Annotated in this window: 10 protein-coding genes and 1 pseudogene; 1 reads left to right on the top strand and 10 read right to left on the bottom strand. The window is 39.5% G+C overall.

Going from position 1 to position 24381, the window contains the following annotated elements; genetic code table 11:
• Positions 1-52: 52 nt before the first annotated feature.
• A pseudogene (locus tag ACM0OS_RS17595) lies at positions 53-892 on the top strand (filamentous hemagglutinin); the annotation flags it as partial.
• Between the two features lie 134 nt (positions 893-1026).
• Here the strand turns inward: ACM0OS_RS17595 and ACM0OS_RS17590 are convergent.
• The 10 genes from ACM0OS_RS17590 to ACM0OS_RS17545 form a co-directional block, all read right to left on the bottom strand.
• Complete coding sequence (locus ACM0OS_RS17590) at positions 1027-2817, bottom strand: ABC transporter substrate-binding protein (RefSeq protein ID WP_414544491.1); 1791 nt, start codon at positions 2815-2817, stop codon at positions 1027-1029.
• 53 nt (positions 2818-2870) lie between these two features.
• Complete coding sequence (locus tag ACM0OS_RS17585; protein WP_414544490.1) at positions 2871-6179, bottom strand: type 2 lanthipeptide synthetase LanM family protein; 3309 nt, start codon at positions 6177-6179, stop codon at positions 2871-2873.
• A gap of 262 nt (positions 6180-6441) precedes the next feature.
• Positions 6442-10611: an amino acid adenylation domain-containing protein gene (locus tag ACM0OS_RS17580; protein ID WP_414544489.1), complete on the bottom strand. Its 4170-nt coding sequence runs from the start codon at positions 10609-10611 to the stop codon at positions 6442-6444.
• Positions 10608-12470, bottom strand: a complete 1863-nt coding sequence (locus ACM0OS_RS17575; protein ID WP_414544488.1) for a non-ribosomal peptide synthetase — start codon at positions 12468-12470, stop codon at positions 10608-10610. The genes ACM0OS_RS17580 and ACM0OS_RS17575 overlap by 4 nt, the downstream gene beginning before the upstream one ends.
• A 7-nt stretch (positions 12471-12477) precedes the next feature.
• The gene (locus tag ACM0OS_RS17570; RefSeq protein ID WP_414544487.1) at positions 12478-13299 is read right to left on the bottom strand and encodes an aspartate/glutamate racemase family protein; all 822 of its coding nucleotides are present in this window, start codon (positions 13297-13299) and stop codon (positions 12478-12480) included.
• A gap of 45 nt (positions 13300-13344) precedes the next feature.
• Entirely contained in the window at positions 13345-15210 is a 1866-nt protein-coding gene (gene asnB / locus ACM0OS_RS17565; protein ID WP_414544486.1) for an asparagine synthase (glutamine-hydrolyzing), read from the bottom strand.
• 11 nt (positions 15211-15221) lie between these two features.
• The gene (locus tag ACM0OS_RS17560; RefSeq protein WP_414544485.1) at positions 15222-21197 is read right to left on the bottom strand and encodes an amino acid adenylation domain-containing protein; all 5976 of its coding nucleotides are present in this window, start codon (positions 21195-21197) and stop codon (positions 15222-15224) included.
• A gap of 186 nt (positions 21198-21383) precedes the next feature.
• Entirely contained in the window at positions 21384-22190 is an 807-nt protein-coding gene (locus tag ACM0OS_RS17555; RefSeq protein WP_414544484.1) for a hypothetical protein, read from the bottom strand.
• A 79-nt stretch (positions 22191-22269) separates the two neighbouring features.
• Positions 22270-23079, bottom strand: coding sequence for a 2OG-Fe(II) oxygenase (locus tag ACM0OS_RS17550; protein ID WP_414544483.1), 810 nt, complete (start codon positions 23077-23079; stop codon positions 22270-22272).
• Positions 23080-23200: 121 nt separating this feature from the next.
• Positions 23201-23998 carry a 2OG-Fe(II) oxygenase gene (locus ACM0OS_RS17545; protein WP_414544482.1) on the bottom strand — a complete coding sequence of 266 codons (798 nt, stop codon included), beginning with the start codon at positions 23996-23998 and terminating at the stop codon, positions 23201-23203.
• Between the last annotated feature and the right edge of the window lie 383 nt (positions 23999-24381).

Genomic DNA, 24381 nt, shown 5'->3' with positions numbered 1-24381 from the left:
TGACTCAACTTCCGTAATAACCGATTGTGACAGTTAAGGGTGCGGAATGTGAGTTAGTATTACTACACCAAATTTGATCCTGGCGGATAGTGGTACTGTGACTGTAACGAGTGAAGGTACTGGTAATGCGGGCAATCTCAACATCACCGCAGATAACATCCAATTAAAAAATCAAAGTTTAATTCAGGCACAGACAGAATCTGGAAATGGTGGTGACATAAACTTGCAAGTAGGAAATTTGTTACTAATGCGCGATCGCAGTAACATTACTGCAACAGCCAGTGGTTCGGGAGATGGGGGTAATATCAACATCAATGCACCCGTTATTGTCGGCTTAGAAAACAGCGATATCATCGCCAATGCTGTAGAAGGAAATGGCGGTAATATTCAAATCACCACGCAAGGTATATTTGGCTTAGAGTTTCGCAATCAACTCACCTCCCAAAGTGACATCACCGCAAGTTCTCAATTTGGAGTTAGCGGTACAGTACAAGTTAATACTATTGGCGTTGACCCCAATTCTGGTTTAGTAGAATTACCTGCCAATGTAACCGATCCATCCCAAAAAGTTGCCACAGGGTGTGCTGATACAAGTGGTAGTAGTTTTGTCGCCACAGGACGGGGTGGCATACCGCAAAATCCCAATCAAGATGTGAGGAGCGATGTCTACGACGGGCTACGCCTACGCACTTGGTCTGATATTCGTGACATCTCTGCGTTCCAAACAACAGGCAATACCACTGCCCAAATTCCGGAATCTTCAGCAACTCTCGTCCAAGCTACTAGTTGGCATCGTAATGTCCACGGCCAAGTTGAATTAATTGCATTTTCATCTCCGGCTCAGTTGCCGCAACCATCAACTTGTGCTGTTGTTACGAATAACGCCACGTAGTTCAAAAAACAGGGTACGCGCATATAATTTTTGTTTAAGGCATCATGTAAAAATAAGTTGTACAAATTTAATCTGGAGTAGGCTGTGAGCCTTACTTTCCAATTAAAAGTGTTCAAGTTATTTTTGCGCGACTCCTAAGTCCCGTTATCCGTAATTTTTAGTTCATCAATATTCCAAAAAGCTCCTTCTTGAGCAGAAAATTGCAGCTTTTGTATGCGATCGCGTACTGCTTGCAGCGAAAGGGGATTGACTAGGAAAAATACGGGCAATTGCTGGCTAACAATTTCCTGAAATCTTCCATAAATCACTTTGCGCTTGCTTTCATCTAGTTCTCTAACTCCAGCAGTGAACAAATCATCAATCTCTCGTTCCCAATCAGACACTTGCCAGTCTTGAAGGGGGGGTTCTCCTGGTTGGGGGCCTTGGTTAAAGTGATGAAACAAGCCTAGACTAGACCAAAATGCTGAAAGCAGATGCGGTTCAAAATCTGCACCAGGACTACCAAACGACCCTAAAAAACATTCCCAATCTCGACTACGGAGCAATTTTTGCAACACAACACTAAAGTTCAGTGCCTGTAAATCTGCTTTGATACCAATCTTGCTAAGGTTTTGTTGAATTTGAACTGCTGATGCTACTCTAGATTGATCATCTGCTCTGACAAGGATGGTAAATCGTACCCGATTCCCATGGACATCAAACAATTCGTTGTCAGAATTATATTTAAAACCCGCTTCTAGCAGCAGTTTTTTTGCTTTTTGAGGGTCATAATTGTAAACTTTCAAACCTGCTTCTGGAGTTAGGTAATAGGGACTTTGAACTCCAAGAGGAGAATGTTGCACTTCACCGAGTCCCCGATAAATATTAGTTTTGAGGGTTTCCCGGTCAATTGCATAGGCGATCGCTTGTCGAAAAGCTAAGGTGTGGAACCAACGAGATTTGATCGGATCAACAAGAGGCTTTCCCTGACTATTACGAGCTTGATTAAAATTAAAACTAATAAATGGGTTGCTAAAGAAAGCCCCACCATTATAAATAGTATATTTCCCGCGTTTTTCTTCTCGCTTGAGTAAGCTAAACATCTCTGGTTTAACTTGGATTGTATCTAATCCTTGGGAACGAAATTGGAGCAACTGGGTATCTTCGGAGGGAATAATCTGCCAAATCAGACGGTCAATGTAAGGCTGGCGATCGCCATTAGCATCCCAGCGCCAATAATAGGGATTAGGTTCCAAAACAACGCGCTCACTAGGAGTATAGCTAACTAAACGGTAAGCCCCATTGGTAATCACATTTTGAGAAGGTGTGTTAGTTCCCCAACTGGAAACAAACAAAGGATTGCCGTTGGCATCATTAGACATTACCAGTTTCCGTAACGCATGAGCTGGCATGATTGCCAATTTTGCCGCATATCTGACAAATGGAGCAAACGGTTCTGGCATGGTAAACGCGATTCGCCGTTGATCAAGCTGTTGTACTGAGGGTAGAGTTTTGCTACTGCCGATCCGCAAAAAATCTCTGAATACGCTAGGAATCTTGTCGTTAAAGTAAATATCTTGAAAGGTAAATAACACATCTTCAATAGTGAGTGGTTCACCATCTGACCACTTCAAGCCTTCTCGAAGAGTAAAGATTACTTGACGTTGATCCTCAGAAATTTCCCAAGACTCAGCTAATACTGGCTCTACCTCTGCTGTGATTCCATTTTCCCTGACCAATGCCTCATTCATAAAGCGGACAACGCCATAGGGAGAGTCACTCAAGGCATAATTAAACGTAGTTGGTTCCTGTGAAGAGACTAAGACCAATTGAGAAACTGGTGCTGGATCAATTTTCGGCAAGATGAAATTGCGATCGCCTATGATGAACAACAGACTACACAACGCCAGAGAAACAACTAGGCGGTGAGGTTGAAAAAAAGTCACGAAATGTCGAAACCAAACCAGCGAGAAGATACTAGCAATCATAATTAGTTGGTTTATTCCCACAGCAGCACTGCTGGCAGCACTTCTGGGTACGCCAGCCGTAATAACTGATAGCCAATTCCCGCCGTTCCCTGGAAAAACCCAGGATTAAACAAGGAATTAGGCAAGTTATTAAACAGTTGATACGCATTTATTTTATCTGCTTGTGTTACCACCCAAGATGCCTTTTTTTGAGCAATTTCTAGCAATTGGGGACGAGATAATTTTTGGGCTGCTACCAATAAAACTTCTATACGACCAAAATTGCCGCAACAAAGATGGTCTATACCTTGCAAACCATACTTCTGAGTTGTCTGTAATGCAATTTCTATATCTTCATATATTTCATTCGTCTGGTATATGGACAAAATGCCCAAGCGTGACAGTGCAATACCAGGAGCGCCATGACACCAAGTGACCATAAATTTAGGTTGGTGTTGGCGCAAATCAGGCCAGTTGGCGGCGGCGGTTGAGAAAACACTGCGTTCATAGGCAATTCCCTCCTCAGCCGCTTGTAAATAAGCTTGGTCTTTGGTGACAGCATAAAGCCGCAATAAAGCATATGCAATGCCACTTGCTCCATGTGAAAAGCCTGTCAATGGCTTTTGGGCTATGGTTTTCCAGGCTTTGGGTTGTTCATCTTCCCTGACGCGATGGGTAAGCAAATGTTGACCGCACTGAATAGCTTGGTCTAAAATTTTTGTGTCACTTGTTTGCTGATAAAGTGACAATAATCCTAAAATTGCTCCTGCTGCTCCCCCTATAACATCTAGTTGTTGGTCGGTTGCAATGAGTTCTGGTGTAATTAACTTAGCCGCTAACTCGGCATCTTCTAGAAGTGCTGGATTTGCTAGAAATTGGCTGATTTTGACTAAAGAATAAATAATCGAGCCGATTCCTGTCCCGCCACCAATTCCCATGCGTCGAGCAAATTTTTGGGTGAATAAATCATTGGATGTCTGCAATACTGTCCGCAAAGATTGTAAAGCGTCAACAGCCAAGTTACTCCAATGACTATTATCTGTGATATGAGCAATAGCCGCCAAAAATAAAGCCACACCACAACTACCATCGTAGAGACTAAAACTTAAAGGCTGGAATTGGAAACGTTCAGCATTGGGTACATAACCGAAGCCAATCCAGTTGACATTACCAGCAGTGTCACGCAGACATCTGGCTGCAATTTCAGAAGCGATCGCTTCAGCTTTCTGGAGTAATTCACCAGCAGTTAAAGGAGCAGTTTGTGAGAAATCAGATAATAAGTTGGGTTTTGATGCTTCTTCAGCAACGGGAGTTTGTCCCACTCTGGCATAAAAAGAACCCCGGATAATCCCTATTTGGCTAGCTAAATCTGTTTGATTGAGGGCTTGTAAACGCTTGAGAAATTGGTTATAGCTTGGTTGTTTAAAATATTTTTTTAATGGTTGCTTTAGCCCAATACTTAGAGCATCACTGCTACAAGATGTACCAAAGTAGGGAATATCTAACTGTTCCAACGCTTGAATTTCTGATTTTAAGATTGCCCAAGCCAGAGGTTTTTGCTCAGATGTCAGACAAGTTTGGCAAACGATGTCTAGTTCAATACTACGCTCAATTCCACAACGGAGAAATTCTGGAACCAGGGTCTTTTCTAAAAGGAGGTGATAAAAATTAGTAGGGCGAAAAATATATCGTATCTGTTGGGTTTGCAACAATCTTAGAAAGTTATGATTTGCTAGTAATGCTTGTCGGCGATCGCTCAAAAATTCATACATTTGCCTAAATCCCGTGACGATTTCTTCTAAATAATCGTTCGGTGAAAGAGCAACTCCATGTAATATGGGTACATTTGCCTGAACATTTAACTCAACTTTCTCATACGCTAAGTGCATTTCATCCGTATTGACGGCTTTCCAGCGTGGAACTCGCCAAGGTGCTTGCTGGGGATTAACACTACCCATTGCACTAATATCGTAAGCAACTCGCTTATCTGCGCTAAAGTCCCAACGAGGCAAAAGTCCAGTCCGCAACACAGAATCCTGAAACTGTTGCTCAATTTCAGTCATTTCGGTAATGGATTGCACCGAACCTTCTATGGGATTGGCTTGTGGGTGCAAGAGAGTTTCCGCATCAATCAACACCGGATGTTCACCACTAGCAATTAAATTCTCGTAATGACAATCATTTCCCCCCAGAACATACAATAAACACAACAGCATTCCAGCACGCTGATAAAATCGTTGCGCTGCTGCTTCGTCTTCACACGGCTGTTGTTCTACATAGTCCAAAACCCAACCATAGGTATGGCAATCTAGTAATCTAATAACTTTAAATGGTAAAGGTGCGCTCTGCTGATTACACCAATTTAATAACTCGTTATAAATGACTTCTAAACCTAAATTTTTGGGTTTGTAAACTAATTTTTTTTTAGATGTAAAAGTGAGAATTAAGACAGAACGACCGCGATTGTGAAAGTCAGAAATAGAGCCAGATATATCTGTAATTTTTTCTAAATGATTTTCAGTAATATTTAAAATAGATGCAATTTCAGCTTTGTCAGCTTGCAATCGTTGGATAAATTCTGCTGTCGCTTCCACCCAAAAATTAACAGTAGTTGCTATTAGTCTGCCCAGAAGTGCATATTGTTGGAAAAATGTGAATAAGCCATCGTGAAGAAGTTTATTAACAAAATTATCATAGTATTGTTTGGTAGGATTATTTGATTGTGCTTCTGCTAATAAATGCAATTTTTCTAGCATCAAATTGAGCAGATTATAATTATCGGGACGGAAAGTATTAAATTCAAATTGTAGGGTTTTAGCACTGAGATTTACTAACCTCTTTAGCAAACTGCACTCTAGTTGTTGGTAAGCTTTTTCCGAAAGAAATTTTAATGGTAAACAATCTGATGATAATGATACCGCTCCCAAACTAGTGAGTAATTTCCGTCGTCCTACTAAGACAGCAGGAAGCCATACATCAGTGAAAGGTAAAGGCTTTTCATCATTAATGAGGAATTGCAAATTTTCGGAAGCTACTTCATTTAAATGCCATTCGGCAGAAGTTTGGATAATCTCTCTTAAAGTTTCTGCCCAGGTTGGAAGTTGTTCTGTTTCGGCTAGAGCTACATTCGATAATACAGAACGAACTTTATCAATATCTAATCCATCCCATTGCAATCGCTTGTGGAAATTTTCCCAATTACCTGAAGCAACAATTTCACACCAATGCTCTAAAAATTTATTGTTTGTTTCTTGTTCGTTAATTAATACGGAACTTTTATTGAGGCGTTCTGATAAAGAAGTTGCTTGAGAAATAATGTGTGCTAAGTTTTGATTTATCATTATTTATATCCTGGCGAAAATAATATAATTTTCTTTTTTGCACGCAGAGCCGCAAAGACGCAGAGTTTTGGGCGAATATAATATGGCTACGCTTCGCGTTAGCGATACGCTACTACACAAGCAAAGTCCACCTGCGTGGACTAATGAAAAAGTCAGGTTTTTAACCCGCGCAGGCGGGTTTGGTTTGTATAGCCGCGACTTCCAGTCGCCAGTTGACTTTACAAACATCCTCTTATTCTTTTGCGTGAGATTTCGCATAATTTTAAAGGCAACATTTCAACTTCTCTGCTAACACTTGGACATGAGGTTCAGCTAGCATGGTCACATGATCGCCGGGTACTTCATGGATTTCTATCGGTTGAGTTGTTAATTCACCCCAACCCAACGCAGGTTTTTGAAAGCTTTGAGCAAACACACCTCCAGAATCCTCCGCTACCATTTCAGAGGCACGTAGGAGGGTAATTTTACCGGAATATACCTGCGGTACGTAATTTATTAAGGCTTGGTGGCTGGCTTTTTGAACTTCTATGATGCGGCGAATCATATTACGTCCAGCGTCGGGAGGAATGAGATTAACTCGTCTCAATTTTTCTAAAAAGTAGTTGAATTGGGCTTCTGGTTCTAGTTGCTGGAGTTCTGTGTAGTCAACTGATATTTTTTTACCAAAAAAGCGTTCTAGTACCTGCGATCGCTTCACTAACCACCGAGCATCATCTATGGGTTCTATAACTCCCGCGTGAATTGGTGCTGGTGTATCTATAATGACTAACAAGCCTATCTCTTGTCCTTGCTGATGGAGTTGTTGAGCCATTTCAAAAGCCACTAGTCCACCAAAGGAGTGACCACCTAAAAAGTATGGGCCGGCTGGCTGGAAAGCTTGTATAGCTTCGATATAATAACTGGCTAATTCCGGGATCTCGGTATAAGGCTGTTGTTGTCCTTCTACTCCTGGTGCTTGCAAAGCGTAAAGTGGTTGCTCTGGACTAAGATAACGCCCTAAAGCGACGTATCCTAGAACGTTACCACCGATTGGGTGAGCGCAAAATAAAGGAGGCTGGGAACCTGCGGTTTGAATACCCACTAGGGGAGAGCAAGGACGCTCAGAGATATTGGAGCGGAGAATAATCGCTAGTTTTTCAATTGTCCCACCTTGGAAAAGAGTTGATAGGGGTAATTCCCGCCGGAACTGCTGCTGAATCAAAGCCATGAGACGCACTGCTAGTAGGGAGTGACCACCAATGTCAAAGAAGTTGTCTGTCACACCAATAGGACGAAGGTTTAGAACTTCTTCCCAAATCTGCGCTAGTTCTAGTTCTAAGCTATCGCGGGGAGTAACAAAATTTTCTGGTTTAAGACTTCTGTCGGGGGTAGGAAGTGCTTTGCGGTCTACCTTACCGTTGGGTGTCAGAGGTAGAGTTTCTAGGATCATCAGTGCGGAAGGCACCATGTAATCTGGCAAGTGTTTTTTGAGATAGTCCTTTAGTTGTTGCTGATTAATTGTGATGTTATTTCGAGGAACGATATAAGCTACTAAACGCTTATTAGAATTATCTTCGTAGGCTGTGACAACGCAGGTTAGAATATCTGGATGCTGGCGCAGTATCGTTTCGATTTCCCCTAGTTCGATGCGGAAACCACGAATTTTTACCTGATGGTCAATGCGACCAAGAAACTCAATATTGCCATCTGGCAAATAACGAGCCAAGTCGCCAGTTTTATATAAACGCTCCTGTGAGTCCTGAGTAAACGGATTGGGAATAAATTTCTCCTCGGTCAAGTCTGGACGGTTAAGGTAGCCACGGGCAAGTCCAATACCACCTATATATAGTTCTCCTGGTACGCCGATGGGAACGGGTTGGAGATGACGATCTAGAATATAAACTTGGGTATTAGCGATCGCACGACCGATAGACGGCTGATTTTGGGTATCGCTGCATTCGCCAATGGTGGCACAGACGGTTGTTTCGGTCGGCCCGTAGGCATTAAAGAAGCGACGACCAGTAGCCCAACGCGCGACTAAATCAGCAGAACAAGCTTCCCCAGCAACGATGATTGTCTGTAAATCTGGCAATTCTTCAGCAGGTAGTACTGCTAGGACAGATGGTGGTAATGTGAGCGTTGTGATGGCGCGATCGCGCAATAACCGCCATAAGTTTGTACCAGGTAGTAAATCATCAGTGTTTGCTAAACATAATGTCGCTCCTGCTACTAAAGTCATGAAAATTTCACTGATAGAAGCATCAAAGCTGAGGGAAGCAAACTGAAGGACACGGCTATGAGGTTCAACTTTGAAAGCTTGAATTTGTGCTGTAGCTAGGTTGCATAGTCCTCTGTGTTCTAAAAGCACTCCTTTGGGCTTACCTGTAGAACCAGATGTATAAATTATGTAGGCTAAGTTATCAGGTGTGACAACTTGCGTCGGGTTAGTATCGCTGTGTTGGGCAATATTTTCCCATTCTTGATCTAAGTTAACTACAGTTGTTCTTTCTCCTGGTTGAATGTTCAATGATTGTTGAGTGAGCAACACCGACAATCTGGCATCTTCCATCATGAAAGTTAAACGTTCTTGAGGATAGCCAGGGTCTAGGGGTACGTAAACACCGCCGGCTTTGAGAATGGCTAAAATGCTGACAATTGTTTTGGGCGACCTTTCTATGCAAACTCCTACCCGCATCTCTGGTTTGATAGCGATCTGCTTTAGCAGCAGCGCTTGCGCTATCGCCCGTAGATAGTTGGCTAGTTGATTGGCTTGGGCGTTTAATTCTTGATAGGTAATTGTAGAGTCGTTGAAAATTAACGCTATCGCTTCTGGGGTGCGCTCAACTTGAGCCTCAAATAACTGATGAACGCAGACATCAGCAGGATAATCTGTTTGAGTATCGTTCCATTCGGATAGTAATTGATGACGTTCGGCTGCTGTTAATAAAGGCAACTCATCCAATCGCTGTTGCGGGTTGGCAACAATGCCTTCTAACAAAGTTTGCAAATGAGACAACATCCGGGTAATTGTAGCGTCATCAAACAGGTCTTTTTTATACTCCAGACACCCCGTCAATCTCTCTTCGCTTTCTTTAAATGACAAGGTTAAATCTAATTTGGCTGTGCCGTTATCTATCGGCTGAGAACTTAAGGTTAAATTAGAAAGCCTCAATTTTGTTCTGGGCGCATTATAGAAAGCAAACCCGACTTGAAATAGTGGCGAGTGAGTCAGGTGGCGTTCTGGCTGTAGTTCTTCCACCAACTTCTCAAAGGGCAAGTCTTGGTAATTGTATGCTTCTAGCGCCACTTCTCGCACTTGTTCTAGCAATGTCAAAAAAGTTGGGTTGCCAGAAAGGTCTGTTCGCAGTACCAAGGTATTGACAAAACAACCAATTAATGTTTCTGTTTCCGGTTGGTTGCGCCCTGCTGTAGCTGTACCTACTAGTAAATCTTCTTGACCTGTGTAGCGGTAAAGTAAGGTTTTAAATGCTGCCAGCAGTAACATAAATAGAGTTATCCCTTGCTGCTGGCTCAATTTCTTCAGCGCCTCTGTGAGACTTTTGGAGAGTGTTAGCTGTTGCTTTGCTCCTGGGAAATTTGGCAATGATGGACGTGGAAAGTCGCTAGGTAACTGTAATAACGGCAAGTCACCAGCTAGTTTCTGTTTCCAGTAATTCAGCTGGGTTGTTAGCACTTCACCTTGTAACCACTGTCGCTGCCAAATTGCAAAGTCTACATACTGGATGGGTAATTCAGGAAGTGTATGCTTGATACCACAAGAGTTGGCTTCATAAAGTGCGCCTAATTCTTCAATCAGCACACCCATAGACCAAGCATCAAAGATAATGTGATGAACTGTCAAAATTAATACATAATGCACTTCATCTAATTGCAGCAGAGTTGCCCGCAACAAAGGCCCTGTAGATAAATCAAAGGGTTGTTGTGCTTCTTTGGTTGCTAGTCGCGTCACTTCTGCTTGCTGATGTTCTTTTGGCAGATAGCTAAGATCCACCTGATTCAGCCTGAAGGTGAAGTTGAGAGCAATAACTTGTATCGGCTCTCCATCTACTACCTGAAAGTTGGTGCGGCAGATTTCGTGACGATGAATAATTTCGTTGAGGCTTTGCTCTAGTGCTGAGATGTTGAGTAATCCCTGGATTTCCACAGATCCGCAAATATTGTATGCGGGGTTGTGAGGGTGCAACTGGTCGAGAAACCACAACCGTTGTTGAGCAAAGGAAAGAGGAAGTTTAGCATCCCGTGAGGTGGGTAGTAATGGTTGAGAAGTTGCAGGAACCAGAAAGTTGAGGATTTCTGCTTTTCGCTCTGATAACTCGGCTTTGAGAGCAGGTGTGAGGGTTCCTTGGGGGGCGCTATAACGGAGGCGATTATCTTCCACCCAAAGATTGATATTCAGATGACGCAGATCAGACAAAAACTGGATGGTGGTCATAATTCTCCCTCCTCCAATGCGCCGTCAACCTGAAATTGCGAAACGAGGGGTCTTTGTTTTGCCCAACGCAGAGTTTCGATGCTTTCGGCTTGGGTGGCTAATGTGGGTGCATCAAAGAGCGATCGCAAAGGCAATTCTACTTGAAAGGCTTTGCCTATGCGAGATACAAGCTGAGTAGCGTTGAGGGAATGTCCGCCTAGTTCAAAAAAGTTGTCGTTTAATCCTACGCGATCAAGATTCAGGACTTGTCCCCAAATTTGCGCCAATTGCATTTCGATGGGTGTGCGGGGTGGTACAAAAGTTCGGTTTTGGCGGTTGGGTGCAGGAAGCGATCGCCTATCAACTTTACCGCTGATGGTTCTCGGTAAAGCTTCCATGAATACAAATACCGAAGGTATCATCGATTCGGGTAGAGATGCTAATAAAAAATCTCTCAATTTACCTGATTCAACTTCTTCTTTCAGCACCACATAAGCACACAAATATTTATTACCGTTTGAGTCTTCCCGATCTACAACAACTACATCGTTAATTAATGAATGTAACCGCAGCTGATTTTCAATTTCCCCTAATTCTATTCTGACGCCTCTAATTTTTACTTGTCCATCTCGACGACCCAAACATTCAAAATTTCCATCTTCTAAAATTCGACCTAAATCACCTGTTTTATAAACAATATCATCGGGATTATTACTAAAAGGGTTGGGAATAAAAACTTTATTAGTTAACTCAGGTAGCTGATAATATCCCAAGGTGCGATAGGGAGTCCGAATATAAATTTCACCTACCATTCCCGGAGGACAAACTTTTCCTCGTTCATCAACTACTAAAGCCGCCGCTCCCTCCATTGGTTTGCCAATGGGAATAAATCGCCGTTGACTATCAGTAGGTTTGACGAAATAAAAGAACTTCGTCATTGTCGTTTCCGAAGCACCGTAAAGATTAACTAACTGAATCCTCTCACCATAAACTTCTGTCCATCGGCTAACATCCGCAGGTAGCAGGGGTTCTCCAGATAAAAGAATATACTGTAAAGATGAAAATCTTTTTGGATGTAAATCTTCATTCAAGATAGAACCAAATAAAGAAGGCACACAATGAATAAGATTAATTTGCTGTTTATCTATCCACTTAATTAACTTTCTGGCATCAAGAATAGTATCAATTTCTTTCGGTATACAAACTACTCCCCCAGAACATAAAGGCACAAAAATATCTCGTAAAAAAGCATCAAAGGTAGGAGTTATTAATTGACTAACTCTAGTGCCTTCTGTAATACCTAATGTGGTAATTTCCCAGTTAATAAAATGAGAAATAGCCTTGAGACAGCCTGCTATTCCTTTTGGCTTTCCCGTCGAACCAGAGGTAAAGTATAAATAACACATATCGTCTGGTTCTACTTGAATATTCGGCTTATTTACCTGATTATATTTTGGATAATTATCAAAAATTGCATTTTCATCCAGACAAATAACTTGCGACTGTAAAAACTCTGCTATTCTACCATTACTAATTTTCGCAAATCCTGTTGCATCAACAATCAACCATTGTGGAGTCGCTTCGGAAAGTATAGTATTAATTCGGTGTTCAGGTAAATCAGTAACTAGCGGTATAAAGACACAGCCTGCTTTTAAAATACCGATAATTGCAATAATAAATTTCACAGAATCTTGCGCTAAAATCGCCACCATCGAGCCTTTACTAGCACCATGTTCAATGAGAAAATTTGCTAATTTATTGGACTGAGTTTCAATTTCGCTGTATGTGAATTTTTGTTCGCCGCAATCAACAGCAATATTGTTGCTATGTTTTTCAGCAGTTTGACTAAACCAATCTTGGATATAAATTTGATAATTCATAAGATTTTTAATTATATTTACCTACTGTTTGGGGGACATTTAACTCTGGTGAAAATATTTGCGAGAAAAATTTAAAAGCAGCAATTGTATTTGGTAAATTAGTATACTCCTGGAGAAGTGACATACTCCATAATTCTTCAGCGATAATCATCAACGGATCTAAAAAAATATTTTCTTCTTGCTTATTGGGAATTTTTTTAAAAGTTTTGTTTAATAAATGAATTTCAGTGCAACCCGCAATCATTTTTTGAACATTATACTTGGTTTTTAAAGTATCTAAAATGGGAATGCACTTTTGATATTCCCCATTAATTTTTAGATAATAAATCATTTTATGAATTAAGTTTTGGTCATTTGCATTAGGTAAGATAATATAATCTTGAGCAAACTCCCAGAGAATATGTTTTTGAAATATTCCTAGTTGTTGTGTTCCAGTTGAGCAAATTAATAGATGCTTTTGTTTTCGTTCTAAAATTTTTTTAAAAATGATATCTACTAAAGAAATAACTTTATCTCTTAATTCGTAAGGTAGTTTAGGGAGTAAGTAATGAGATGTTATGCAACAAATGACAATTTTTGAAACATCTAATTCGCACAATTGATATAAGGCTTCTATTAAATTATTAAGTAAAATTTCATAGTCTCCCTTCAGCAAAGCTTCTGTGCGGTCAGGAAATGTAGGGTCAGAATAAACAATAACTTTAGGCGATTGTTGTTCGCGTTGACCTAAAATATTATATTCATAAATTGTCTTTAAAAATTCAGCTGATGCTAAAGGCCCCATACCACCTAGAACACCTAACATTTCCCTCTTGTGATTATTTTTCATTTTGCTAGTATACCTTCCTTATATGTTTAAATAAATTGAATACCATTAGTTAATGTCAGGCATTTTAAATTCTTGCAAAAATATCCCGAAAGTTAGGGGTATGATTAACAAGTCCATGTCAAAGGGAAGATTGAGGTGAAAGTCATCTTGTAGATATCGGTTTTTGAGATTATTTATAGTCACTGGGTTAAAATAACCTTGCTTTTTAATTAAATCGCTTGACAAGATATCATTGATATATTCGATATTTTGTTTTAATAAATTGGGGCTTCCTGGTGCATGAAAAGCAAATTTTTCGCGTTCAATAATTTCTTGGGGAAGAAAGTCTTTTGCTGATTGTTTAAGAATATATTTTTCTTGTAAATTATTGAGTTTTAAATGTGGCGGTATTTCTTTGGTAAATTCAACGAGATTAATATCTAAAAATGGATATCGTGCTTCCACCGAGTTAGCTAAAGCCATGCGATCGCCATGATCAGCAACCAAGTGGTCTGATAACCTTAATTTAAAATCTAGATAAGACCTTTGATGAATAAAATGTCGATTTCGTAGTTTGTCTTTGTTAACTAATTCAAAGTTAAGACAGTCAAATTCGCTAAATTTATCATTAAGTTCCAAAGAATATAATGCTAATTTCGTTTCTCGGTAAGAATATAAATCTCTTTCATAAAAAATATTTTCATCTCCCCATACCTGAAGCCGTAACTCATCTTCTAATACAGATTCTAAACTATAATCTCTTTGATTATTTCGTAATTGTTCCAAACGATAGCCGACATAACCTGCAAATAGTTCGTCGGCTCCTTCTCCTGTTAAGACAGCTTTAATACGATTATTTCTGGCACAATTAGAAAGAGCTAAAGAAGCTGTATTATAGGTTTCTTTGAGCGGACATTCAGAATGATAAATTGCTTTGACTAAGCTATCACTAATTTGATGCCAATCAAACAAAGTATCATGATGCAAAAAATTAAGTTGTTTGAGGAGAATTTTTCGATATTTTGACTCACATATATCTTTATCTGTAAAGCCAATTGAGAAAGAATGTGTATCAATTTCTGGGCGTATTTTATTGACTATAGCCGCAATTAATGAAGAATCTAAACCACCACTAACATAAACCCCCACAGGAACATCAGCGTGTAACCGATACTTCACCGATTGGATCAAAAGCTCTTGTAATTTTTCTGTATAATAACTTTCTGGTTGGGTAGAAGCAGTTTCATTAAGTTGCGGATAATCTAGATCCCAATATTCTGTAACTTTTATTTGAGAATCTTTAAGCAGAAGATAATGACCACTTTTTAAACTGTTTATATCTTTAAACATAGTCCTCGGACTTATTAATCCGGGAAATGTGAGGATTTGATCTAAACCCACTAAGTCAACTTCACGCTTAACTAACGGATGGGCTAAAATTGCTTTGATTTCTGAGCCAAAAATTAAAAATTTATCCACAATTGTATAAAACAGTGGACAAATTCCCATTTGATCCCTAGCTAAAATTAGTTGTTGTTCTTGATAATCATAAAGAGCAAAAGCAAATTGACCATTGAGTTGATTTACAAAATCTAGCCCATATTCTTCATAAAGGTGAATCAAAACTTCTACATCTGTCTTGGTGCGGAATTTATGACCTTTTTTGATTAATTTATCTTTTAATTCTAGATAGTTAAATATTTCCCCATTACATATCAAAACAATTGTTTTATCTTCGTTATATAGCGGTTGATTACCACCTGCCAAATCAATTAAGCTTAATCTACGAAAGCCTAAACCTAAATTTTCTTTAATCAAATATCCCGATGAATCTGGGCCTCGATGAATTAACGTGTCAGCCATATTTTCCAGGATTTTTTTTTCTGGAATGCGCTCTTTAGAAATATCAAAATATCCAGAAATTCCACACATAATATGTTATTTTACTCCAGTTCAATATTGAAACTATTAACGAGTATTTGACTTTCTACTGCCGTAGTTTCAGTAATTAGGGAAATATGTGATAGAGGATAGGTTGCATTGACTGGAATCCTTTGCAGTACAGACTGAAGCTGTTTTAATATCCGGCAAATAGTTTCAGCATTAAATCGGCTGGGGAAATAATCAATTCTTATTAACAGTTCTGAACCGGGTTCTACTGTTATGCTCAGTGGATAGTTGGTTTCAAAAAAGAAACGCACATCGAGCATTTTTAATCTACCGCTTTGCTCTTTTAAGGAAACATCAATCGGGTAATTTTCAAAGGTGATAAAGCTATCAAATAAGGGTGTTCCTCTGGGTATCTCACTCCATTCTTGAATCTGTACTAATGAGGTATGCTGATATTGAAGCATCTGTGTTTGTTGCCGTTGTAACTGCTGCAACCAAGAAAGTAGGGAAACATGGGGCGAAAGTTGCACCCGCATTGGTAAGGTATTGATTAATAGTCCCACCATCGCCTCAACTCCTGGCAATTCTGCTGGACGACCAGAGACAGTAATCCCAAATACTACGTCTTCTTCACCACTGTATCGACTCAACAATAAAGCCCAAGCGCCTTGAATTAATATGTTGAGTGTCAAATGATGCTGTCTAGCAAAGGATTGTAGGGTTGATGTCACCTCAGTTGAAAGATAAATTTGCTCCTGACTATATCCCTGCTCATGGTTAGGCAAACTACCTGACTCTACCCCCAACTGAGTTGGAGAATGTAGCCCCCTCAGCAACCGTCGCCAGAAACTTTCCGCCTCGCGCCAGTCTTGCTTTTGCAACCAGCTAATATAGTTTCGATAAGGACTGCTATCTTTGAGGTCTAAATTATGGCTTTGACATAAAGCTTCGTAAAAGCTGAAAACCTCTTTGAGAATAATAGAATTGCACCAACCATCTAGTATTAAATGATGATGAGTCCAGATGAATTGATAAGTATCTGTAGCAGTTTGGATCAGCGCCAATCGCATTGGCGGCGTTTCATTCAGGGAAAAACCTTGTTGCAAATCTGCCTGGAGATAAGCTGACAATAGTTGTTCTTGTTCCCAAGAAGACACCTGACACCAGTTTTGGATCTGCCAGGATATCTCTGTCTGCTGTAGTACAACTTGAAGCTGTTCTGCTAAGTCTTCCCAAATAAAGATGGTTCGTAAACTGGGATGTCGATTTACTACCTGTTGCCATGCTTGCTGAAAAGCCTGAATATGTAATTTCCCCTGCAAGGTAAAAATCTTTTGCTGGAAGTACATTCTAGAATTTGGGGCATACAAGCTATGGAAGAGTAAGCCTTGTTGCAGAGGTGATAGGTAGTAAATATCCTCAATAGTAAATTTGTTGCTGAGTTGATCTAGTTGTGACTGATTCAACGTAGCTAAGGGAAAATCAGAGGGTGTGTAACCTCCACGCGCACCTAAGCAATGGCGGATGATTTCTTGGAGTGCGGCTAAAAAACTCTCTGCCAAGTTCTCAATTGTCCATTGCCTGTGTACATTTTCGCTATAAGTCCAATTGAGTTGTAGTTTGCCGTCGAGAACGATCGCATCAATGGCGATTAAATGCGATCGCTTTCCTTGCAGACTCCGCTCAGATTCCATAGACTCTTGGACTATACGGAATGGTGTGGATTGTGGTAGCACCCCGTCAAACCGTCCCAGATAATTAAAGCTCACCTCAGCTTCTGGAAAAGCTTGGAGTTGTTTAGTAATTTCTGGGTGATGACTGAGATAGCGTAGCAAACCATAGCCAATACCCCGGTGAGGAATCCGGCGCAGTTGTTCTTTCACCGATTTCACAACCCAGCCAATAGCCTGAGATTTGTTGCCATTCTCAACACTAGTTTCTACTTCTGGGGATAAGTCCAGCAAAACGGGGAAATGAGTGGTAAACCAGCCGATGGTGCGTGACACATCAATATCATCAAAAAGTGCCTCCCGCCCGTGTCCTTCTAACTCCACCAGTAAAGTGTTTTCTCCAGTCCACTGTCTAAAAGTTAATCCTAAAGCTGTTAATAATAAATCGTTAATTTGGGTTTTATAGATGGTGGGAACTTCTTGCAACAAAGCTTGGGTATCAGCCACACTCAGGGAGACTGAGACGGTACCGGCAGAAGCAACGGTGTTAGGCTGTCCAGAATTATCTCTGGGTAAGGGGGAGACTGGACGCAAACTACTTTTGAGCCAATAATCTAATTCTTGCTGAAGTTCTGTAGACTGAGCATACACTTTCAAACGTTCTGCCCAATGCTGGAAAGAAGTCGTTTTGGCGGGAAGTTGGATAGCTGCACCCTGACTCAACTGTTGATAAGCTTTGTGGAAATCCTCTAACCAAATGCGCCAAGAAATCCCATCCATGACGAGATGGTGAATGATCATCGCTAAACGCCCTGGTTGATTAGCACCAAGATTAAACAAAGCCATTTGCATCAAGGTGGTTGACAAATTCAACTTTGTCTGCATCGGGGAAACTTCTGCCTCCATAGCCTTGGCTTGCTCTGGTACTGGGAGATTTGATAAATCTATGTGGGACAGTGATACGCTGCCATCATTGGCGTGAATTTGCTGCCAACCTGCCCCTACTCGCGCAAACCGTAGACGCAAGGCATCGTGATGTTGGATTAAGTGTTGTATAACTTGCTCCAACCAGTTGGGGTTTACATTTGGTGGAGTTTCCAGCAACATCGACATATTCCAATGATGCAGTTCAGGCAAATTTTGCTCGAAGAACCAATGCTGAATGGGTGTCAGAGGCACTTCACCAGTTACCAAATTCTGCTCTATTTGAAGTTTAGGTGTCTTAGTTGCTACTGCCGTCAACTGAGCGATCGTGTGATGGTGAAATAGCTGCATCGGGGTCAGACAAAGCCCTACTTCCTTGGCTCTGGAGACAATCTGAATGCTGAGAATGGAGTCTCCGCCCAACTCAAAGAAGTTATCTTGTACTCCCACTCGCTCGACACCCAAAACTTCCGCCCAGATATCAGCTAATAGTTGTTCTTCTAAAGTTCGAGGTGCAATGAAGGATGCTTCTAATTCGGGGCGTGTCCAGTCTGGTGCTGGGAGGGCGCGACGATCCAGCTTACCGTTCAGCATGAGTGGCAAAGCGTCCAGCATGACAAAACTAGAAGGCAGCATATAGTCAGGTAGTTTATTCTGCAAAAAGCTGCGGAGTTCATTAATTGTCAATGCTGGCTCTGGATCAGGGACGATGTATGCAACTAGGCGCTTTTCACCTCGTTCATCATCGAGGGCGATCGCTACAGTTTCTCTGACTGCTGGGTGTTGTCGTAGTGCTGTCTCTATTTCCCCTAACTCAATGCGGAAGCCGCGAATTTTCACTTGATGGTCAATCCGTCCCAGGAACTCTATATTTCCATGACTGAGATAACGTGCTAAATCTCCGGTTTTGTAAAGGCGACTTTCTTCTGCTTTCTTAAAAGGATTTGGTATAAATTTCTCCTTCGTCAAATCTGGGCGGTTAAAGTATCCCCGCGCTAAATTAGCACCACCAATATACAATTCTCCAGGTACACCAATGGGAACGGGTTGCAGATGCTCATCTAACAGAAAGATTTGGGTATTTGCCAAAGGTCGTCCGAGGATAACGGTAGCTGAATCATCCCTTTGAGCGTTTTCTACTTGATAAGTCAGCACTCCCACAGTCGCTTCTGTAGGGCCATAGTGATTAAGGATGCTACAGTCAGGAGCTAAAGCTTGCACTTTCTCAACTAAATCCCAACTACAGCTTTCACCGCCCAGGATTAAGCAGCGACGGGGTAAAATTTGGGCAGGATTTTGGCAGGAATTTAGTAAAGCTTGCAGGTGGGTAGGAACAATTTTGATAAAATCGATACCGCCGTGGTCACGAAAATAATCGGCGATCGCATCTGCATCAGATACTCGTTCTGAGGAAATTATATGCAGACAGCCACCTGTACATAAAGCAGGAAATATAACTGTATTGCCTAAATCTGCGGCAAAACTAGAAATTAAGGCATAGCTGGGATTTTTGGAGATGTCTAGTCGCTCTAGAATCCCATTGAGATAGTTGAACATTTGCTGATGCTCAACTGCAACTCCTTTAGGCTTACCTGTAGAGCCAGAGGTGTAGAGTACATAAATTAAATTTTTTGGGCTGACTTCACTAACCAAGTTTTCATTACTTTTTTGGGTGATGACATCCCAATCTGCATCTAGGGAAACCACACGCGCTTTGTATTGAGGGCGATTCCCAGCTAATTCAGCATTAGTCAGCACTACTGTTGCTTGGGTATCTTCTAAAATGAAGGATTGGCGTTCCTTTGGTAGTTGGGGATCAAGTGGTATATATGCCCCACCTGCTTTGAGGATAGCTAATAAAGAGATGACTATTTCTAGGGAACGCTCTAAACAAATTGCCACCAACACTTCTGGCCCTACGCCCAAATCTTGTAAATAACGTGCCAATTGATTAGCGCGATCGTTGAGTTGAGCAAAAGTTAATTTCTGGTTCTCAAATACAACAGCAACATTATCTGGAGTGCTTTGAACTTGTTTTTCAAACAGTTGATGTATGCATTGAATATTGGAGTAATTAGTTTTTGTATTGTTGAACTGAAATAATAGTTGTTGTCGCTCTATGTCACTCAGGATTTTTAACTTACTGATTGCACAATACGGATTTTCAATAGCACTTTCTAATAATATCTGAAATTGTCCTGACCAGCGTTTTATATCTTCTGCTTTCAATAAACTGGAGTCGTAGCAAAATTCTATAATTAATTCGTTATTTTTTTTAAGTAAACAACAAAGATTTAATTTAAATTTATTAATATAACTAAACTGCTTATAAATACAAAAAACGATATTATCTGAAAAATACTTATCTGCTTCCTCTGCAAAATCAAAACTTATGGGAAAGTAAGATATATTTTCACCAGTACTATTTAATAAACCTACTTCATCCCAACTAAAATAATTCTGCCACTTATATTGCTTGGTTGCAGATTCATGAATATGCTGTAAAACTTCTAAAAATTGTAAATTTGCTGCTAAATGAGAATAAATTGGTAAATATCTGGTAAATAATCCTAATGATTGCTGTAGTTCTTCATATTGTCGTCCATCGTACGCTGTGCCGACAATCATGTTTGATTGTCCTGTTAATCGCCACAGCCAAATGTGCCAGATAGTTTGCAGGAATACTGATCTTGAAGTTTCATATTGCCGCGCAAGTGTTTCTAACTTCGCAACTGTATATGCATCAATAGTGATGGCAAATGATTTTGGTTGAAATTTTCTAGATTTAACTGATTGATTCTCTCCTGGTAATTTCAAATGAAAAATAGAAGAAATATCCTGCTTTCTCCAATAATCTCGCCCTAATTTCGTATCCTCTGCTGTCAATAATTCATGTTGCCATTCAGAATAATCAGCATATTGCATTGGTTCTTGCTGAAGTTGTTCTTTTGGTAAACCATGATAGTAATAACTAATTTCATGTACCAAGTTCTTCAGCGTTACACTATCTGCATACAGAGACGGTAAACTGAGTATCAAGAAATGCTTTTGCGGCGACAAAATAATCAGCAATACATCCAAATTTGGAGCTTGTGTAAAATCAACACGCAATTGACTGAACTTTTGCCAAATTGCTGCAATTTCAGCTTCCTGTTCTGATGGAGTTAAAGTACTCAAATCTTGGTGAGAAATTGGTAGTACTTTACTGTCGTTTATGACTTGAAAAGGGATAATTTCATCGGGTGAGCTTTTGAATGTGGTACGCAAAATCTCATGGCGATGAATGACAGTATTTAACGCCATTTCTAAAGTCTCAATATTGAGGATTCCCTCAATAAAAACAGCGCCTTGAGTCCGGTAAGGTGAGAATAGTTCACCTTGTTGCAACAACCAAAGATATTTTTGCTGAGTTGAAAGTCGAAAAAACTCAATCATTTACTTTTACTTATACCAATTTGTAAAAAAGGCATTGCTGAATTGGAATATGAAATGCCTAAATAACCTTTTTTCTTTGTAACTTTGCGACTTTGCGTGAAACAAATTCATATCTTTGTAGCTTCTCCGCAGGAGATATTTTTAATTGGCATTACCTACACCTTGTTCAATTCACAGCAGAACTAGTTAACTCCAATAGAGGAATTTTTGCTCATCTTTAGACATTGCCAAAAAGCCGCCAATAGTAATTCTTGTTGTATCACCCTTAACATCAGTGATTTGATGGACTATATTTCCACCATGAAAAACAATCATATCTCCGACATCAGGGGTAATATATGTTTTTGAATAACTTTCTAAATCTAAATCTTTAGTGAAAGTCATAGATTGATTTTCCGACAAATCATAAAGCAGCAAATCTCCGCCTACTTCTGCTTTTTCGATAACTATAAAATAGCTAAGAGCATTGAGCATTTTCGCAATTTTATTCAAATGATTATAGTACGGCTTATCCAGAAAATCATTATTTTTATGGGCAGTCATTCCTCCTCGATTTGGATAGACAAATCTCACGGTAGCTGGAGTATAAAGCCGCTCGTCATTTTCCCTAGCTACCTCAACTTTTCTTCCTCCTGACATTTTATTTAAAATTCCTTCAACTCTGGCTTCAAAGCTGGTGTTAAAAAGTTTATTTAACTTGCTTCTAAAGCTATCTGCACTTAGGAAATATCTTTCTAGATCACTACCTGCTGCCATTAAAACACAGCCAAGTGTTGTACCGTATCTTACGGTCTCTAGTTCATCTTTTTCGTTTTCAAGTTTCTGCTTTACTTCTAACATTTCTGCTTTAGAAAAAACTCCTTTCAGGAGCATTCCATCAATTTCACCTTGATAAACTTTATTAATACCATCTGGATAATCACTGGCTAATTCAGAATCAAAAGTTAGCCATTTTTTTGTTATTAATTCTAATTTTGCAGTTTTTGTATTCATCTCGTTTTATTATTTACCTCTTGTTGGTTATTTTTAGCCGCAATATTTTTTATTAGGTATATAAATTTTCTATCTTTTATCAACTCCAGTAGAAGATTTTTTGATCATCTTTAGAGATAGCTAAAAATCCCCCGATGGTAATTCTTGTTTTTTGCCCTTCCACATCTGGTGTCACTTGATGCAAGATATTTCCTCCTCGAAAAAGAATCATATCACCGATGTTTGTGTTTATAATTCTTTTCGGACATTTTTCTAAATCTAAATCCTTAATTCGAGTCTCAGACTGCTCTAGTGGCACATCATAAAGCACTAAATCTCCACCTTGTTCTGGCGTATCTACAATAATAAAATAGCTGAGAGAATTTACCATCTTAGCAACTTTATTCAAGTATTCATAGGATGGCTGTACCAGAAATTCATTGTCTCTATGTAAACCAATTCCCCCACGATTTGGATGTAAAAATCTGAATGTAGCTGGTGTGTAAATTCGCTCGTCATCTTCTCTAGCTAATTCAATTTTTCTCCCACCTGACATTTGACTTAAAGTTGCTTCAACTCTCGCTTCAAAATTTGTGTTAAAAAGTCTCTTTAACTCAGACCTGAAGTTAGCTGCTGTTCTTAAATATTTATCAATCTTACCGCTGGCTGCTGCTAGAACATAGCCAAGTGTTGTACCATATCCTACAGTTTTTAATTGATAATTTTTGTTTTCCAGTTTATGGGTTACTGCTAACATTTCTGCTTGAGAAAAAATCTCTTTTAGCAGTATTCCATCGATTTTTCCTTGATAAATTTCATTAATACCATCGGGATAATTTTTAGTTGACTCAGCATCAAAAGTCAACCAATTGTTAATCGTTATTTCCACTTGAGTAGGGTTTCTATTCATATTGCTTTTTTTTGTCTGTACTTTAGCTGATGTTCTCTGCTAAGTGCGATGGCGTTCCGTCCACCGTAGGCGATCGCCTAAAATCTACAAATCATTGTAGACACAAACTTTCCAGCTTTAGTTAACTCCAATAAAATATTTTTTCTTCATCTTGAGATAAAGCAACAAATCCACCTATACTAATGCGACTATTTTGACCTTTGATATCGGCCACTTTATGCCATATCGGGCCACCGTGGAAAAGTACCATATCACCAATTTCAGGGCTTATATATCTTTTTTCGCACTTTTCAAAAGCTAAATTTTTAACTAAATCATCCAAATCTTTTTTAGCTTCTTCTGCTGGCAAATCATAAACTATTAAGTCTCCCCCCTCTTCCGGTTTATCAATTATTAAAAAATAACTCAAATGTTCATATAATCTAGTTATTTGCCGTAAGTAATCAAATGGTGGATGATGAAGATTTTGACTACCTTTATGAATGATAAGTCCGCCCTTATTTGGTTCCATAAATCTAACTTGGGCTGGTGCATAAGTTTGATTATCTTCTGAGGCTATCTCTACTTTTCTTCCCCCTGAGATTTTACTTAATAAAGTTTCAATTCTGGTTTCATAACCAGGTGCAAAAATTTTGTTTAATTCAGTTCTATATACTGCTACATCTTGGAAGTATTTGACTGGATTACTTACTTTTTCTACTAAGACTGTGCCAAAAGTTTCACCGTATTTTACCTGATTCCGTAATTTTTTGCTATTTTTAAGTTGATGTTTAGCATTCAGCATTTCTTCTTGAGTGAAGACTTGCTTAATCAGCATTCCATCAAATTCACCTTTGCAAATCTGGTTAACTCCGTATGGATAATTGTCGATGGATTTAGCTTCAACTGTCAGCCACAAATCATTTTTAATGTATGTCATTGTTTATAAATGAGAGCTTGTATTTTTTTACACTTAATTACCCTATGTAGCCAATTAAACAAAAATATTAATAAATTATTATAATTTGGATGATCTTAATTAGCTTTCAAAGTAAATCTTTATCATGATTACCTTGCTGATATCAAGGACAGTTAAGACAGTTAAGAAATTATTTACTGGACAGTTAAGACAGTTAAGACATTTAACTCATCCCTGGAGTTTTTGATTATTCTGTATATATAGGATTCCAGTTTGATTTTTGGAAAAATACGTAGGGTGTGTTAGCGATAGCGTAACGCACTTCATCATAGGGCATGGTGCGTTACTTGATAATTTGTAAGATGTAAAATTCCTTTAATACCGCATTTAACCCTTGGCCAGCA

Origin of the sequence: Nostoc sp. CCY0012 (assembly GCF_963920855.1) — a bacterium.
In the GTDB taxonomy this organism is placed as follows: domain Bacteria; phylum Cyanobacteriota; class Cyanobacteriia; order Cyanobacteriales; family Nostocaceae; genus Cyanocohniella.
This window is presented reverse-complemented; position numbering and strand designations above follow the sequence as displayed.